Origin of the sequence: Streptomyces sp. NRRL S-37, from assembly GCF_000721605.1 — a bacterium.
Taxonomy (GTDB): Bacteria; Actinomycetota; Actinomycetes; order Streptomycetales; family Streptomycetaceae; genus Streptomyces.
Genome location: NZ_JOIZ01000038.1, coordinates 21,543 through 36,618, shown reverse-complemented (window position 1 = coordinate 36,618; position 15,076 = coordinate 21,543). Strand labels below are relative to the sequence as shown.

Below are 15,076 nucleotides of genomic sequence, written 5' to 3'. Positions count from 1 at the left end.
GCTTCAAGAGCCCGATCGACTACGAACGCGAGTACCGAGCCACCCTCGCCGAGGGACTGGCCGCATAGATCGTCTCCACGCTGCGAGGGGATTGACACCCTCGCGGACGCACGTATCGAAGAGGCCCGCTCCGGCGAGACGACCCGTGTGAACTGGCTGCCCGACACCCTCGAGGACGCCGCGGCAGCGGGCCTGACCGACATCGACACCACGCAGGCCATCACCTACTACCGCACCGAGCGCGGCGGTAACGAGCACTCCACGAACAGGCGCCTCTCGCGCAGCGACTCCCTCCTGCTGGGCTATGACGCGTTCCACTTGGCCGATCAGCTCATGACCCAGCCACTCCAGGTCGTCCTCGCCGGACGTATCGGCAACACCGGCTCCTACGACGCCGGCATGCGGCTGTGGAAGCTGGCCCCCAACCCGGTCGACCTCATGGTGATCGACGGCGCCGGCCACTACGAGATGTATGACGAACCCGTATACGTCGACGCTGCCGTCGAACGGCTCACCGACTTCTACAGGAACCATCTGTGAGGCACCCGGACCGGCTCTTTCATGTGGCTGACCGTGTCAGTCGCCTCTCCGACGCCCCGTCGGGGCGGGTGTACGAGGAGGCCGGTGAGACGTCCTTTCATCTCGTCGGCCGTCGACGAGCCTCTCAACGACGTGCTCCCGGCGGTTGGAGGACTCGCCGGGCTCCGGTCAACTCGAAGCTGAGCAACCGCCGGTCCACAAGTCTTGACTATCGCTCGGGTGGTCGACCCGAACGGAGGTCGGTCATATGCTCCACGGACTTGTTCATGCTGTAGACGATGTCCGAGATCCAGAGGGTGCCGCCGGAGCGGACCGGGACGACGAGCGAGTAACCGTTCCGTTCCGGGCGGGCTTCGACCACGTCGAAGACCCTCTTCCCGTCCCGTGCCACCGCAAAGTCCAGGTTCTCCACTGTGATCAGTTCGAACTTTGGAGGGATCTCACCCAGGAAACGGATCCGGTAGGCGTCCCGCCAAGCGACGGCGAGCCTTGCCCGCAGCCGCGCCAGAACTCGCTGCCCGGCCGGCCGGAACTCGCAGCGGAATTCCAGGAGCTGATTTTCCTTCAGCCAGCTCTCCTCGAATCCCGGCGGACTCCTGAAGTCGAGTTCGCGGTCAGGTAGCAGCACTCTGACGCCGACCGGGGTCTTCCGGAGAACGCGCGCCTTGCCGCGGGTCAGGAAACCACCTCCGAGATCCAGAGGACCCCGACCAGGACCAGCAGCAGGAGCAAGGCGGCCACCGACGCCTGGGCCATCGGAGTCCGCCACCGGGCTTTTGGGTGAGGTCCCGCAGGGGCAGCAGCAACCGGAGGCCGCGGTGGCCCCGGCGCCGGCAGCTTTTCGAAGGGCATGGCCGGATCGCCGACCTGGCCGCCCTCCACCAGGACCGCGAGTCGTCCCGGGAACAGGTCGACCACGTCCTCCGGCTCGGAGATCAGGTTGAGCAGATGTGCCTGCCCCCGTTCCGTGCCGGAGAGCAGGGCCGACAGCCGGGTGAGGAAGGCCGCCGCGGCCCCGGGGGCCGCCCGTCCGGCGATCCACCGGTCGGTGTTCCCGGTGCGCCCGGGGGCCTCGTACCGTACGGGCTCCAGGGCGGTGATCGCCGTGAGCAGCCGGTCGGTCAGTGCCGCGCGGTGCGCGGTGTGTTCGGCGGGGGCGGCGAGCAGTCGGTCCACCTCCTCGGCCGGGCACACCCCGTCGAGAAGGCCGGACAGCTCCCCACGGCCCTGTTCGTCCGCCGCGAGGTCGGTGAGCAGACGGGAGGCCAGGCTCAGGACGACCGCCTCGTTCTCCTCCGCGGTGTCGTACGCGCCCTCCAGGACGAGGGTGTAGTAGATGAGCCTGCCCCCGGAGTCGGTGCGGGCTGACGGGATGCCGCTGAGCAGCACCCGCCAGTGCTCCCGGCCCTCCTCGGCGACAGCGAGCAGGCAGGGCCGCTCGGTGACGGTCCAGTCGCTGTAGGCGTCCCACCATCGGGTGCCGGGTGGGGAATTGATGAATCCGTAGTCGAGTCCGCGTGGTGTGCCGCGCGTACGGAGGTGCAGGTGCACGAGGAGGGTCCCTTACCTTCGGCGGGCCGGGTCAGCTCAGGTGGTGCAGGCGGGGGCCGTGCTGCCGCTCGGCCAGGGCGGCCAGCACGTCGATGAGGGACTTGGTGGTCTCCTGCGCTTCCAGATAGCGCTCTTGGTGGTCGTCGGCGACGCGCTCGCGACGGCTGCGCTCCCCGTTGACCTTGAGCCACAGGTCGCGAAAGAAGCCCTCACGCAGATCGGCGTACTCCCTGGAGTGCCGGGCGGTCGCCTGGCGCTGGGCGGTGGTCTGCTCGCTCTGCATGCGCGCGCTGTCGACCAACTGGCGGCAGAGCAGGCTGATCAGGTCGTCCAGGCCCTTTCTGACGATGGTGCCGGGCGGCCGGACCCGGTACTTGGGCACCAGGATGACCCCGCCCGGGGCGTCGGCGTGTGGCGTCCAGCGGGCCGAAACCAGTTCCACGCACCCGTAGGTGTCGATCGGCAGATAGCGGATCGAGGCATGCGGTGCGGCCTCCCGGATGCTCTCCAGCACCTCGCTGAACTGGTCGACGACCTGGTGCCTCAGCTCCGCGGACTGGTCCTGGAGACTGCCGCTGTCCGGCAGATACGTCTCGCACTTGACCGGACAGAAGATCACCATCGCGGGCTCGCCGGTCCGCTCCCGGCGGTTCTTGGCCCACCGCAACACGACTTGTTTGATCTGGAACACCCTGAGCTGGGATGTCAGCAGGTGGGCGTGTTCGGCGCCGGCCTCCATGAGGAGCACCGAGTCGATCGGCACGATGAGCACCGAACTGTCGGCCAGGAACGCTTCGCACTCGTTCCACTTGTGCTCGTGTTCGGAACTCTCGCCGCCGTTCTCCAGCCAGCCGCCCGGATAGTCGAGGATGTCGAATCTGATGGGCAGGTCCCGGCCCCGGGGTTCCAGCAGTAGCCGGAACCACGACGGGTCACTCGTGCTCGGCATCAGCCTCGGCTGGAACACCCGGGCTTTGAGCGCCCCGCTGACCAGGTTGTCGGTGGTGGCGATCCGGTTGCGGGTGGGCCGGTCGGCAGCGGTCAGCTGTACCGCGGTCTCCCGGTTCAGCAGCCGCTGCCCCTCCGTCAGCAGGCCGGCGATCAAGGTGCTCTTGCCCACCTGGCTCGGTGCCAGCAGGCCGATCTTGTACTCGAAAACCGGGCCCTGGGCGTCCATCACAGTGCTTCTCCCTCTCGCTCCGTGAGGGCGGTGATCTCCTTGACCACCCTGACCACCCGCGCGAAGCGGCTGTTGGCCTCGTCGATGCCGCGGAACTCCTCCGGCCACAGGTCGTTGCGGTAGCTGCGGACGAAGCGGCGGAACTCCTGCGCCGAGGTGCCGGACCGGATCAGGGTGTCCTCGAACTGCTCGAGGAGCGCGTGCACCACGGCCGTCGGGACGGCCGCCTCCCGCAGCAGCGATTTCTGGATCCGGAACGCCGCCTGCTCGGCGAGGCCGTTGAAGATGCCGTACAGCTCCTTGGCGCCCTCCTCCGTCAGCGCCACCGCCACCTGCTGCATCTCCTCGCCAGTGTCAGGGTGAGTGACCTGGAGGTTCAGCGGGGCGAGGTCGGGGCGGACCCGGGGGTGGAGGAGGGTGCGGTACTCCAGGCGTACGTCGAGGAGGTTGTGGACCGCTGCGGCCAGGCCCGGGCAGGGTTGCGGGGATTCCTCGAACAGTTCCGCGAGGCGGCTCAGGACGGCCCGGCCGGAGGGAGTCCCGTCGTCGGCGGGTTCGGCGAACAGCGCACCGCACTCGGCCGCCACGGCCGCCGCCGCCCGGTCCCACGCGTCGGTGAGCCGCTCGGTGAAGAAGTCGTCGAGTGCGGCGAAACGGCGGCTGATCTCGACCCGGATCCGGTTGAACTCGGGTCCGGCGAAGTCCGCCGGATGCCCTTCGGTGATCATCCGGGTGAGCGCCAGTTCCTGCCAGGCCTCGGCGCCGCGCCCGAAACCGTCGTCGATCCAGTCCAGTACGCCCTGGTAGGCGGATTCGACCGCCTGGACGAAGCCCGGGTCGGCGGGATGATTCGCCTCCGACGCGAGCTCGGCGACCAGCACCCGCATCCGCTTGGCGATCCCGCTGCGCAGTCGCTCGGCCTTGGCGTCGTTGACCTCCTCCGGCACTCCCGCGCGCCGCGCCACCTGATCCAGCACCCGCCGTACGTCGGTGAGGTGCAGCCCGATCCGGTCCCGTACCGCGGCGGCGCGGCCGCGGGTGCCGGAGAGCACCTCGGCGTCCATCACCGGCAGCCCGTCGGCCAGCTTGGTCAGCAGGGGCGTGAGCACCTCACGGCCGACCCGGCCCGGATCGCGTACATCGGTCTCGAAGACCGTGATGAAGCGGTCGGCCTCCCCGCCGTTGAGGTTGCGCAGCAGATCCCCTCGGAGGTCCTCGGCGAGATGCGGCGTGTCCGGGTCGACGTTGTGCACGACGTAGGTGAACTTGCCGATGCTGCGCACATGGCCGCGCACCCGGTCCAGCAGGGCCATCCCGGAGGTGTCGGTCTCGTCGAAGAACGCGGAGGTGTCGGAGGAGCGCTTGACCACCAGAACCGCGTCGACCTCGTTGCGCAGCCCGTCCACATGGCGCTGCTCGGCGTCGGCGGTGACCTCGCCCAGGCCCGGCAGGTCCACGATGCCGATGCGGGCCACGTGCTCGTGCGGGAAGGGACACTCGATCCGCGCCTCGCGGACGGCGGCGTAGGGACGCGGAACCCCATCCGTACCGGCGGCCTTGATCGCCTCGCTGGTCGGATAGGCGACGTAGGGGCGGATCTCCTCCAGCGGTACGGACTTCACCCCGCCGGTCAGCAGGTGCTCGTACGAGGGCAGTGCGCTCTGAAGGTCGCACAGCCGGGTGAGCAGCAGGCGCTTGCGGGTCTCCTCGTCCGCCTTCGGGTACGTCCGGGCGGCGAACTCCGTCAGGGAACCCGGCGGCGCGGCGAGCCCGAGGGCGGTGTGCAGCGGGGTGATCACCTCAATGAGGAAGCTCTCCGGGCTGTGCATCTCCAGCTCGGCCCGGCGCACTGTGGGCGAATGGAAGATCCGGCTGCGTACGGCGGTGACCGGGATGCCGTGACCGGTCGGGATCTGCTGGTCGCTCAGACCGGAAACCGATTGCAGCAGGGTGCTCTTGCCCATCCGGGCCGCTCCGCTCACCCCGAGGTTGACGGTGGGCCGGGTGAAGCGCGCGGCGATCGTCCGGAAGGAGTCGGCGGCCTCGGCCGCACCGGCGCGGATCTCGGGCAGCTGAGGGACGGTCAGGGAGGCGGCGAGGTCCGGATCGAGGGTGGTGTGGACACGGAGGTCGGCGAGGGCGGTGTCCAGCTCGTTTAGCCGCTCACCCAGCGTCTTCCAGCGGGCGCTCTCACGCTCCACCGCCGGAAGCTGACGCAGGCGTGTTTCCAGCAGGGCGTCGATCGCCCTGGATATGTCTGACATGTTCCCCCCAGCATGCAGTGCCGGTTCCCTGCCCCTCAGGGCCGGTTCGGGAAATCGCTCCCGATATGGCAGGCAATGTAGCGGGTGGGGCCGTACGCCGTCCGGGGTTCGGAGAATCTTGCACGGGCGCGTGGGGCCGTGCCCCCAGGTCAGCCGACGTGTGGAGGGCCGCGGCTGCGGTTACGGAGCGGTCGGCGGCGTCGACCGGCTCGTGCGCATTGCCGGGCGCAGGTGGGCGATCGGGGAATGCTTCCAGGCCGTGAAGAACGAGTGCGGCCCGGACCAGTACGAAGTCCGCCGCACCGGATCAGCCCTTCCATGCTCATGACCTGCATGAAGGAAGTGAGGACGGGGCAGACGAGCCGCCTGGACACAGGGAGGACGCCATGACCATGACGGAGCAGCCGGTCGAGACGGCGGGGGAGGAAACCGCCTGCTGCGCGTGCCACGACAGCCACGGTCCGGGATCCGGTGCCGAAGCGCCGGAGACGCCGCGTGAACGGGTCAACCGCCGCTGGAACGAGATCCTGCAGGAGACACGGGTCACCCAGACCGGCGTGCAGATCCTCTTCGGGTTCCTGCTCAGTGTGGCCTTCACCCCGCTGTTCCGGGAGCTGGGGACACTGGACCAGGCCATCTACGTCACCACCGTGGTGCTCGGCGCCGCGGCCACCGGATCGCTCATAGCGCCCGTCTCCATCCACCGTTTCCTGTCCGGACAGCGGATGAAGGACGAGGTGGTGGACGCCGCCTGCCGCTTGATGATGTGCGGCATGGTCCTCCTCGCGCTGACCATCGGCTGCACACTCCTGCTGATCCTCCGTTTCGTGGTCCCCGGCGTCCTCGCCGAGGTACTCGTCGGCGCGGTCATGCTGTGGTTCGGCCTGTGCTGGTACGTCCTGCCACTGCGTCTGCGGCACCGCGCCGCCCGGCGCTCGCGCACCGGCGACGCATGACGCTCCGGCGGTACACGGCGGGTGCGGGGCACCTCCGGCTTGTCGCCGAGGACGGCCTTGCCCGTCAGGAGTTTCCTCCAGGTGCCGTGTTCCGGCACCCGGTGCGGCGGGTACTCGTGCGTGACCTCCGGTTTCATTCACGTACGACGCTTTCGTCCGGGACACCTGTCACCGGTCACGACGTCCGCGGGCGGTCGGCACGGAAGGCGGCACACCAGTGAGCACACGACGTGGCACGGCCCTGGTGACGGGAGCCTCCTCCGGCATCGGCGCGGCCTACGCCGGACGGCTGGCCTCCCAGGGGTGGGACACCGTCCTCGTGGCCAGAAGGGCGCAGCGGCTCGACGACCTCGCGCGGCGACTGCGTGAGGCGACGGGCACCGCGGTGGAGACCCTCGTGGCCGATCTGTCCGAACCCGACGGCCTGGCACGGGTGACGCGGCGCGCGGCGGGCGATGACATCGGGTTCCTCCTCAACAACGCGGGGATCAATGGCTACGGTCCGTTCGCAGGACTCGAACCGGACCTCATGACGAAGATCCTCGACCTCAACGTCCTCGCCGTCACCGCGCTCACGCGGGCCGCGGTCCCGGCCATGCTGGAACGCGGGCGCGGCACCCTGGTCAACGTGGCCTCACAGCTGGCCTTCGCGGGCGCGCTGCCGCCGCGCCCGCTGCCCGAACGCGCGGTGTACGGCGGCACCAAGGGCTATGTGGTCACCTTCACCCGCACGCTCGCCGCCGAACTGGCCGGCACCCCGCTGCGGATCCAGGTGCTGTGCCCCGGGCTGACCGCCACCGAGTTCCACCGGTCGCGTGGCGACGAGCCCGTCCCGGGGCGGGAGCAGTCCGTGCACGAGGACGGCGGCATGCCCGTGGACCAGGTCGTCGACGCGTCCCTGGCCGCACTGGACACCGGCGAGGTGGTGTGTGTACCGGGGCTCGAGGACCCGGCCCTGATCGACGGTCTGGCGGAGGCCGAACTGGCGATCCGCACGGCGGCCCGCCGGGGCAAAAGCTGACCCGGCCCGTCCACACGGCGGACGACCGCGTGCCGACGGGGCCGGCGCGGGACGGCCGGAACCGGCCACGGGCCGTCGCGGGTGGACGGCGTGCGTTCGGCGTGACGCCCGGCGGTGCGGGTACCACGGACGGTCAGGAGGGAACATCATGACGCGCGTGAAGCGGTACGCCGTGGCCGCCACCGGACAGTGGACGGACCAGGAAGAGGGCCGCCGCCGGCTGCCCGCGGGCGAGGTGCACGCCTGGGAGCCGGGCCTGAACCAGACCGTTTGCGGGTTGTCCCTGAGCCGCTCGGAGCTGATCCGTTTCCCGCATGTGGTCTGGCAGGACACCTTCCCCGAATCCGGAGGCGCGGCGGACCGCGTCCGGCGTGTGTGCCCCCGCTGTGCCTCTGTCGCGGGACGCCGCGGCAGCGACGCTCGCCCCCGGTGGCACCGCACGAACCCCCGGCCGTGAGCGACTGGACAGGAAGCCCCGTCCGTCGGCGGCACCGCACGGACAAGGGCCCGGGCCGGACCCGCCGGTCGCCATCCGTGCGTACGGAGCCGTGTCTCCACCGAGGTCGGACTCGTGGCGCGGTGGGGGCCGACGACTGATTGCCCGCTGCGGCGTCACCTGCGGCATGCCGCAGGTGATCTTCGACGGCATCCTCCCGATCGACGCCACCGCGCGCCGCTTCCGCACAGCACTCCCCGAGGCCGACTACGTCGGGTCGCTCGACGGACGCCCGGAAGACGGTGGAAGCGGACATCGACGACGGGCGAGAGCTCGGGTCGACGCTCCGTCAACCACTCTGCCGCACACGGGAGTTGGTGACACGTGCCGAAACCGGGCGCGGTCACGGGCGCGTCCGCGCCTCCGTCACGTCCGGAGTCTTGACGCCTGTGAAACAAGTCAATAGTTTCAGTATCTTCGACTCATCGCCCACGACCCGCACGGCACCGCGCAGCCACGTCATCCGGCTCACCGGCGGCATCGTCGTCCCCACCCGTACGGCAGGAGGCCGGTCGACGCGGAGACCGTCCGCTTCCCCGATCCGACCGCTCGTGCCGCGAGCCGGTGGCCGCGATTCCGACAGGAGGGATCACCCATGGGCCGCTACAGCCGGCTCCGCCGCATCCAGCAGATGGACCCGCGGCGGGACTTCGAGCAGATCTACCGGTGGATCGTCCACTACGAGTTCCCCCGCGACTATCTCCACGGGACGTCGATCGCGTTCCTGCGCGACTTCGGCGTCCCGCGCGTCTCCCGGCTCCTGGACCGCACCCAGGAGTTCGAACGTGCCGGTCAGAAGCGGTACGACGACACGGTGCTGATCACGTACGAGATGGTCCGCGAGGGGATGGACTCGGAGCACGGCCGGGCGGCCGCCCGCCACCTGAACCGCATCCACGGCCGTTACCGGATACCCAACGAGGACTTCCTCTACGTCCTCGCCACCACGGTGGTGGGGCCGAAGCGGTGGATCGACCGGTTCGGCTGGCGGCGCCTGTCCGCGCAGGAGACCGAGAGCCTGGCGCTGGTGGGCCGGCGGATGGGCGAGATGATGGGCATCTCCGGCGTGCCCGACACCTACGCCGCGTTCGAGCGGCTCCACGACGACTACGAGCGGGAGATGTTCGCCTACGACCCCGCCAACCGCAGGGTCGCCGCGGCCACCCTGCGGATCATGGCCTCCTGGCACCCGGCCCCGGTACGGCGGCCGGCGTCCCGGATCGTACTCGCCGTCCTGGACGAACCGCTGCTGACGGCGCTCGGCTTCCGCCCGGAGCCGCGCTGGGTGCGGGCCGCCGTCCACCGCGGCTTCCGCGTCCGGGCCGCGCTGATCCGCCTGCTGCCCGGGCGGCCGGAGTGGTTACCGCGCAAGCCCAAGGCACGCACATACCCCTTCGGCTGGACCCTGGACGACCTGGGGCCGCACTGGGCGCACTCCCGTCCGACGGTCCCGCTCCAGGAGGAGACACCGCCGGAAGGGGACTCCGTTCCGGCGCAGCCGTCCGCCCCCCGTGCTCCCCGTGCTCCCCGTCAGGAGACCCGATGACCGACACCACCCCGGCCACCGCACCGCGCGCCACGACCTTCACCACGTACTCCCCCACGACCGGCGAGCCGATCGCCGATCACCCGTTGCACGAGCCGGGGGAGGTCTCCCGCGCCGTGGCGCGGGCCCGGACCGTCCAGGCCGGCTGGGCGGCGCTGCCCGCGTCCCGGCGCCGTGACCATCTGCTGCGCTGGAAGAAGGCGCTCGCCACCGACCTGGACTCCGTGGCCCGCACCATCGCCGAGGAGACCGGCAAGCCGGCCGGTGACGCCGCGCTGGAGGTCGTCCTCACGCTGGAGCACCTGGGCTGGGCCGCCCGCAACGCCGGACGCGTGCTGCGCCGGCGGAAGGTGGGCACGGGACTGTTCACCGTCCACCAGCGGGCCTCGCTGGTGCACCGGCCGCTGGGCGTGGTCGGTGTGATCGGTCCCTGGAACTACCCCCTGTACACCCCGATGGGCTCCATCGGGTACGCCCTGGCCGCGGGGAACGCCGTCGTCTTCAAGCCGTCCGAACTGACCCCGGGCACCGGGGTCCTGCTGGCCGGCCTCTTCGACTCCGCCGTGCCCGGACACGCCGGACTGCTCACCACCGTCACCGGCGCGGCGCCCACCGGGGACGCTCTGGCCCGGTCCGGGGTCGACAAGCTGGCGTTCACCGGTTCGCCGGGGACGGCCCGCAAGGTGATGGCGGTGTGCGCCGGGACGCTGACGCCGTTCCTCGCCGAGTGCGGCGGGAAGGACGCGGTGATCGTCACCGCGGACGCGGACCTGGACGCGGCGGCCGACGCGATCGTGTGGGGCGCGCTGAGCAACGCGGGGCAGACCTGCGCGGGGGTGGAGCGCGTCTACGCGGTGCGTGAGATCCACGCGGCGCTGTGCGAACGGGTGGTCGAGCGGGCCGGGGCGCTGCGTCCGGGTGGCGGGGCGGACGCCTCCTACGGCCCGATGACGCTCCCGGGCCAGGTCGGGGTCGTCGAGCGGCATGTGACCGGTGCGGTCGCGGCGGGTGCGCGGGCCCTGCTGGGCGGGCCCGGGTCGGTGCGTGCTCCGTACGTCGCGCCGGTGGTGCTGACCGGCGTTCCGGAGGACGCGGCGGCGATGACGGAGGAGACCTTCGGGCCGGTCGTGGCGATCAACGCGGTGGCCGACGTGGACGAGGCGGTGGAGCGGGCCAACGCCTCGCGTTACGCCCTGGGGGCCGCGGTGTTCTGCCGCGGCGGGCGCGCCGGTGCGGCGATCACGGCGCGGCTGCGCGCGGGGGCGGTGTCGGTGAACTCGGTGCTGGGCTTCGCGGCGGTGCCGGCGCTGCCGTTCGGCGGTTCGCGGGACTCCGGCTTCGGACGGATCCACGGCGAGGAAGGGCTGCGCGCCTTCACCTCCGTGCAGTCGACGACGGTGCAGCGGTTCACCCCGCCGATCGCGCTGACCTCCTTCGGGGTTCCGGCCGCCACGCGGGAGCGCGCGGTGCGGCTGGCGCGGGCACTGCACCGGCGCCGCTGAACGACCCGGGCGCCACCCCACCGGCCCGGACCGCCCGAGCGGACGGTCCGGCCGGTCAGGCGTCCAGCAGCGGGGCCAGGTAGCGGCGGGCGAAGGCCCGGGCCTGGTCCTCGTCCTCCATCTCGATGCAGCTCGCGGGGTTGAGCAGGAAGGACACGGCGACCCGCACCATCAGCTCGGCGACCGGACGCGGGTCCTCGTCGGGACGGCCCTCGGCCTGTTGCGCGCGGCGCAGATGGACCGTCAGGTACTCGACGGTGGCGGAGAGCGAGGAGCTGCCCTGCACGGTCAGGTAGGGCAGCACCACCTCGGGTTCGAGGCGCAGCAGGCCGCCGAAGAGCGGATGGGCGCGGGTGTGGCGCAGGGCCACCACGAACCCCTCGACGACCCGCTCCTTCATGGTCGGCAGCGCCGCCACCGCCGCGTCCAGCCGCTGGAAGAACCGGCCGAGTTCGCGCAGCAGGGTGTCCTCGACCAGCTTGTCCTTGGTCTGGAAACGCCGGTAGACGGTGACCCGGGAGACCCCGGCCCGCTTGGCGACGTCGTCCACGGAGGAACGGCGCAGACCCAGCAGGGTGAACTGTTCCAGCGCCGCGTCGAGGATCCGCAGTGCCATGCGGTCCTCCGGCTCCGGCCGGTCGAGGGCCCGGTCGAGCCACGAGTCGTTCGTGTCAGTTCTCATGGTGCTCCTCACGATACCGGCGAACACTTCCCCGAGATACTCGGAAACATCTATCGTATCTCTGTAACTCACTTGTGTGCCCGACCCTGACCGAGCCGCCGACCGGCACCCGGATCCCGGAGGACCTGATGGGCAGTCGACTCACCGAGGAACAGGCCGCCTTCGCCGCGGCCCTGCGCGATTTCGCCAAGCGCGAGTGCGGTACCCGAGAACAGCGCGACGCGCTGGCGGGGGACGGCCACGAGGCCCACCACCCCAGGTTGTACGGAAGGCTCGCCGAGTTGGGCTGGCTCGGGGTGTGCCTGCCCGAGGAGTACGGCGGCTCCGGCGGCGGACTGGCCGACGCCTGCCTCTTCCTGGAGGAGACCTCGTACGGGATGGTCCCGTGCGGGGGTTTCATCACCACCGTCATCACCGCGAAGGCGTACGAGCGGTTCGGCACGGAGCGGCAGCGGCGCGAGGTGCTCACCGGGGCGGTGCGCGGCGATGTCCTGGCCATCGCCATGTCGGAGCCCGGCGCCGGTTCCGACGTCGGCGCGCTGCGCTGCCGCGCCCGGCGGGAGGGGGACGGCACGTGGGTGATCGACGGTCAGAAGACCTGGATCTCCAACGCGCACTGCGCGAAGAGCATCCTCCTGGTGGCCCGCACCGGTGAGGACAAGCACGGCGGTCTGACCATGTTCCATCTGCCCGTCGGCACCGCGGGCGTGGAGGTGCGGGGCATCGAGACCATGCGCGGCCGGGAGGTCAACGACGTCTTCCTCACCGGCGTACGGCTGCCCGCGGACGCCGTCGTCGGTGAAGTGGACGGCGGGTGGCGGCAGTTGATGGCCGGCCTGAACTACGAGCGGCTCTTCCTGGCCGCGAACATGCTGGGTCTGGCCCGCCGTGCCTTCGACGACACCGTCGCCTACGTCCGCGAACGCGAGCAGTTCGGGCGGCCCGTCGGCTCCTTCCAGGCGATGCGGCACCGGATCGCCGATCTCGCCACGGAGATCGAGTGCACCCGGCTGCTGGTGCGCGAGGTGGCGCTGGACTGCGACGCGCGGCCGGACCGGCTGTTCCCGCGCGAGGCGTCCATGGCCAAGCTGAAGGCGACCGAGATCGCCAAGCGGGCCGCCCTGGAGGGCATGCAGATGATGGGCGGTTACGGCTACACCACGGAGTTCGAGATGGAGCGCCATCTGCGGGCCGCGGTCGTCTCGACGGTCTACGGCGGGACCAGCGAGATCCAGCGGGACGTCATCGGCAGGACCTACGGTCTCTGAGACGGCCGGACACGGAAGCCGCCCACCCCCGGACGGGGGATGGGCGGCCGTCTTGCGTGCGCGGGAAGCGCGGGGCGCGGAAGGGACACGGGGCGGGTCAGTCCTCGTAGAGCCCGCTCAGCGCGTCGGCGTACTTGTCCCGGATGACCCGGCGCCGCATCTTCAGCGACGGCGTCAGCTCGCCGGTCGCCGGGCCCCACTCCTCCGCCAGCAGCTCGTACCGCTTGACCTGCTCGGTGCGGTTGAGCCGGGTGTTGGCGGCGGCCACCGCGCGGTCCACCTCCGCCCGGACGACGGGGTGCCGCGCCAGCCCGGCCGCTCCCCCGTCCGCCTGGACGCCGTTGGCCGCGGCCCAGGCGGGGGCGGCCTCCGCGTCGAGCACCAGCAGGGCGACGAGATAGGAGCGGTTGTCGCCGTGCACCATCGCCTGGCCGATCAGCGGATGTTCCTTGAGCGCGTTCTCCACCAGCACCGGCGAGACGTTCTTGCCGGTGGAGGTGATGATCATCTCCTTCTTCCGGTCGGTGAGCCAGAGGTAGCCGTCCTCGTCGATCCGGCCGATGTCGCCGGTGGCCAGCCAGCCGTCGGCGTCCAGGGCGGACCGCACCGAGCCGTCCGGTCGGAGGTAGCCGGAGAACACGGAGGTGCCCCGCACCAGGATCTCGCCGTCCCCGGCGGTACGGATCTCCACGGACCCCACCGGGCGTCCCACCGAGCCGAGCCGGAAGCCGGTCCTCGGGCTGTTGCTGGTGGCCACACCGGTGGTCTCGGTCAGCCCCCAGGCGTCCATGATGACGATGCCGAACCCGGCCCAGAACCTCACCACGTCGACCGACATCGGCGCCGACGCGCTGGCCGCCCAGGTCACCCGGTCCAGACCGCCCGCGGCCAGCAGCGGCAGCAGCACGTCCTCGCGGGCGCGGGCGTAGCGCTCCTCCAGCTCGGCGGGTGGCGCCTCCCCCCGTTCGCGGTACCCGACGTGCTCACGGGCGACCCCGAACGCCGAGTCGATGACCGTGCGTTGCTCGGCCGGCATCAGTGAGAGGACGGCCCGCACGGCGGCGGACAGCTTCTCCCAGATCCTCGGCACACCGAAGAACTGCGCGGGGCGCACCTTGCGCACCACCTCGCCGACGCGCGTCGGGTCGGCGCAGAGGTGGACGTGCGAGGCACGGTGACAGGGCAGGTAGATGCCCAGCATCCGCTCGGCGATGTGGGCGAACGGCAGGTAGCAGATGTGCTCGACGTGCGGGGGAAGCTCCACCACGGCGTCCAGCGCCAGTGCGTTGGACATCACCTCGCGGTGGGTGAGGACGACGCCCTTGGGCTCACCGGTGGTGCCGGAGGTGTAGACGACGGTCAGCGGATCCTCGGGGCGGGCGGTGTCCAGTTCCTTGGCGAACTGCTCCGGCACCGGCTCGCGGAGCAGGACGGCGTACGGGACGTGGCCGCCCTCCGCACCCGCCTCGGCCACCACCAGACGCTCCAGCGGGGTGCCGGCGTCGGCCAGCAACGGCTCCCACACGGCGACCTGCGCCGCCCCCTCGACGACGGCGAGGCGGGCCTGGCAGTTGCGGGCGATGTGGATGATCTGCTCGGGGGCCGCGGTGCCGTAGACACTGACCGGGACCGCGCCGAGGCGGACCAGCGCCAGGTCCGACAGCCAGTGTTCGGGCCGGTTGGACATCATCAGCAGCACGTGGTCGCCGCGGCCGACGCCGAGGGCCCGGTAGCCGGCGGCGAGGCTCCTGGTGTGCTCGTGGATCTCCGCCCAGCCGAGCGTCGTCCAGTCGCCGTCGCCGTCCGGGTCCGCCGGCTGCCAGGAGAGACCGGGCAGTCGCGGGTACGCGCGTGCGTTTCGGGCCAGCAGCTGCGGCAGGGTCCGGCCGGCCGGGTCGTCGGGCAGGTCGCCGGTGGTGCGGGGTGCTGATGTCATCGGGGCCTCCTTGCGGGTCGGAAGGGAACGTCTGGGAGACCGGGGCGGGGAGCCCCTGCCGGCGTGCCTGGTGGAGCCGAGGGGGTGGGGACCGACGACCCTGTCCACGGAACCGGGCGGTGCTCAGGGGACGC

Annotated in this window: 12 protein-coding genes and 1 pseudogene; 7 read left to right on the top strand and 6 right to left on the bottom strand. The window is 71.2% G+C overall.

The window, feature by feature from the left end:
* Positions 1–90: 90 nt before the first annotated feature.
* A pseudogene (locus IH50_RS0135290) lies at positions 91–540 on the top strand (alpha/beta hydrolase); the annotation flags it as partial.
* A gap of 208 nt (positions 541–748) precedes the next feature.
* Here IH50_RS0135290 and IH50_RS0135285 read toward each other — a convergent pair.
* The 4 genes from IH50_RS0135285 to IH50_RS0135270 are packed head-to-tail and all read right to left on the bottom strand — an operon-like array spanning position 749 to position 5,535.
* The gene (locus IH50_RS0135285; RefSeq protein ID WP_030872058.1) at positions 749–1,168 is read right to left on the bottom strand and encodes a hypothetical protein; all 420 of its coding nucleotides are present in this window, start codon (positions 1,166–1,168) and stop codon (positions 749–751) included.
* A 47-nt stretch (positions 1,169–1,215) separates the two neighbouring features.
* Positions 1,216–2,091, bottom strand: a complete 876-nt coding sequence (locus IH50_RS0135280) for a hypothetical protein (RefSeq protein WP_030872055.1) — start codon at positions 2,089–2,091, stop codon at positions 1,216–1,218.
* Between the two features lie 31 nt (positions 2,092–2,122).
* Positions 2,123–3,268 (bottom strand): hypothetical protein, encoded by a 1,146-nt coding sequence (locus IH50_RS0135275; protein ID WP_030872052.1) that lies wholly within the window; start codon positions 3,266–3,268, stop codon positions 2,123–2,125.
* Positions 3,268–5,535, bottom strand: a complete 2,268-nt coding sequence (locus IH50_RS0135270) for a hypothetical protein (RefSeq protein ID WP_158801399.1) — start codon at positions 5,533–5,535, stop codon at positions 3,268–3,270. Before IH50_RS0135270 ends, IH50_RS0135275 begins: the two co-directional genes overlap by 1 nt.
* 386 nt (positions 5,536–5,921) lie before the next feature.
* On the opposite strand from IH50_RS0135270, the gene IH50_RS0135265 reads away from it, so the two are divergent.
* The 5 genes from IH50_RS0135265 to IH50_RS0135245 all read left to right on the top strand — a co-directional run bounded on the left by IH50_RS0135265 (position 5,922) and on the right by IH50_RS0135245 (position 11,056).
* Positions 5,922–6,491: a DUF6328 family protein gene (locus IH50_RS0135265; protein ID WP_030872045.1), complete on the top strand. Its 570-nt coding sequence runs from the start codon at positions 5,922–5,924 to the stop codon at positions 6,489–6,491.
* 217 nt (positions 6,492–6,708) lie between these two features.
* Entirely contained in the window at positions 6,709–7,512 is an 804-nt protein-coding gene (locus IH50_RS0135260; RefSeq protein WP_030872043.1) for an SDR family NAD(P)-dependent oxidoreductase, read from the top strand.
* Between the two features lie 148 nt (positions 7,513–7,660).
* A complete protein-coding gene (locus IH50_RS0135255) occupies positions 7,661–7,969 on the top strand; it encodes a hypothetical protein (protein WP_030872040.1) in 309 nt (102 codons plus the stop codon).
* A gap of 634 nt (positions 7,970–8,603) precedes the next feature.
* Complete coding sequence (locus IH50_RS0135250; protein WP_030872037.1) at positions 8,604–9,554, top strand: oxygenase MpaB family protein; 951 nt, start codon at positions 8,604–8,606, stop codon at positions 9,552–9,554.
* Positions 9,551–11,056 (top strand): aldehyde dehydrogenase family protein, encoded by a 1,506-nt coding sequence (locus IH50_RS0135245; RefSeq protein WP_030872034.1) that lies wholly within the window; start codon positions 9,551–9,553, stop codon positions 11,054–11,056. The genes IH50_RS0135250 and IH50_RS0135245 overlap by 4 nt, the downstream gene beginning before the upstream one ends.
* 55 nt (positions 11,057–11,111) lie before the next feature.
* Here IH50_RS0135245 and IH50_RS0135240 read toward each other — a convergent pair whose 3' ends face one another.
* Complete coding sequence (locus IH50_RS0135240; protein WP_030872033.1) at positions 11,112–11,738, bottom strand: TetR/AcrR family transcriptional regulator; 627 nt, start codon at positions 11,736–11,738, stop codon at positions 11,112–11,114.
* 128 nt (positions 11,739–11,866) lie between these two features.
* Between IH50_RS0135240 and IH50_RS0135235 the strand changes: the two genes are divergently transcribed.
* Complete coding sequence (locus IH50_RS0135235) at positions 11,867–13,006, top strand: acyl-CoA dehydrogenase family protein (RefSeq protein WP_030872030.1); 1,140 nt, start codon at positions 11,867–11,869, stop codon at positions 13,004–13,006.
* A gap of 97 nt (positions 13,007–13,103) precedes the next feature.
* On the opposite strand, the gene IH50_RS0135230 is transcribed toward IH50_RS0135235, so the two are convergent.
* Positions 13,104–14,942, bottom strand: coding sequence for an AMP-dependent synthetase/ligase (locus tag IH50_RS0135230; RefSeq protein WP_030872028.1), 1,839 nt, complete (start codon positions 14,940–14,942; stop codon positions 13,104–13,106).
* Between the last annotated feature and the right edge of the window lie 134 nt (positions 14,943–15,076).

Bases quoted from the DNA above. Each gene is read 5' to 3' on its own strand.
- IH50_RS0135265 (WP_030872045.1), top strand. From the start codon at position 5,922: ATGACCATGACGGAGCAGCCGGTCGAGACGGCGGGGGAGGAAACCGCC.
- IH50_RS0135270 (WP_158801399.1), bottom strand. From the start codon at position 5,535: ATGTCAGACATATCCAGGGCGATCGACGCCCTGCTGGAAACACGCCTG.
- IH50_RS0135255 (WP_030872040.1), top strand. From the start codon at position 7,661: ATGACGCGCGTGAAGCGGTACGCCGTGGCCGCCACCGGACAGTGGACG.
- IH50_RS0135245 (WP_030872034.1), top strand. From the start codon at position 9,551: ATGACCGACACCACCCCGGCCACCGCACCGCGCGCCACGACCTTCACC.
- IH50_RS0135235 (WP_030872030.1), top strand. From the start codon at position 11,867: ATGGGCAGTCGACTCACCGAGGAACAGGCCGCCTTCGCCGCGGCCCTG.
- IH50_RS0135230 (WP_030872028.1), bottom strand. From the start codon at position 14,942: ATGACATCAGCACCCCGCACCACCGGCGACCTGCCCGACGACCCGGCC.
- IH50_RS0135240 (WP_030872033.1), bottom strand. From the start codon at position 11,738: ATGAGAACTGACACGAACGACTCGTGGCTCGACCGGGCCCTCGACCGG.
- IH50_RS0135250 (WP_030872037.1), top strand. From the start codon at position 8,604: ATGGGCCGCTACAGCCGGCTCCGCCGCATCCAGCAGATGGACCCGCGG.
- IH50_RS0135275 (WP_030872052.1), bottom strand. From the start codon at position 3,268: ATGGACGCCCAGGGCCCGGTTTTCGAGTACAAGATCGGCCTGCTGGCA.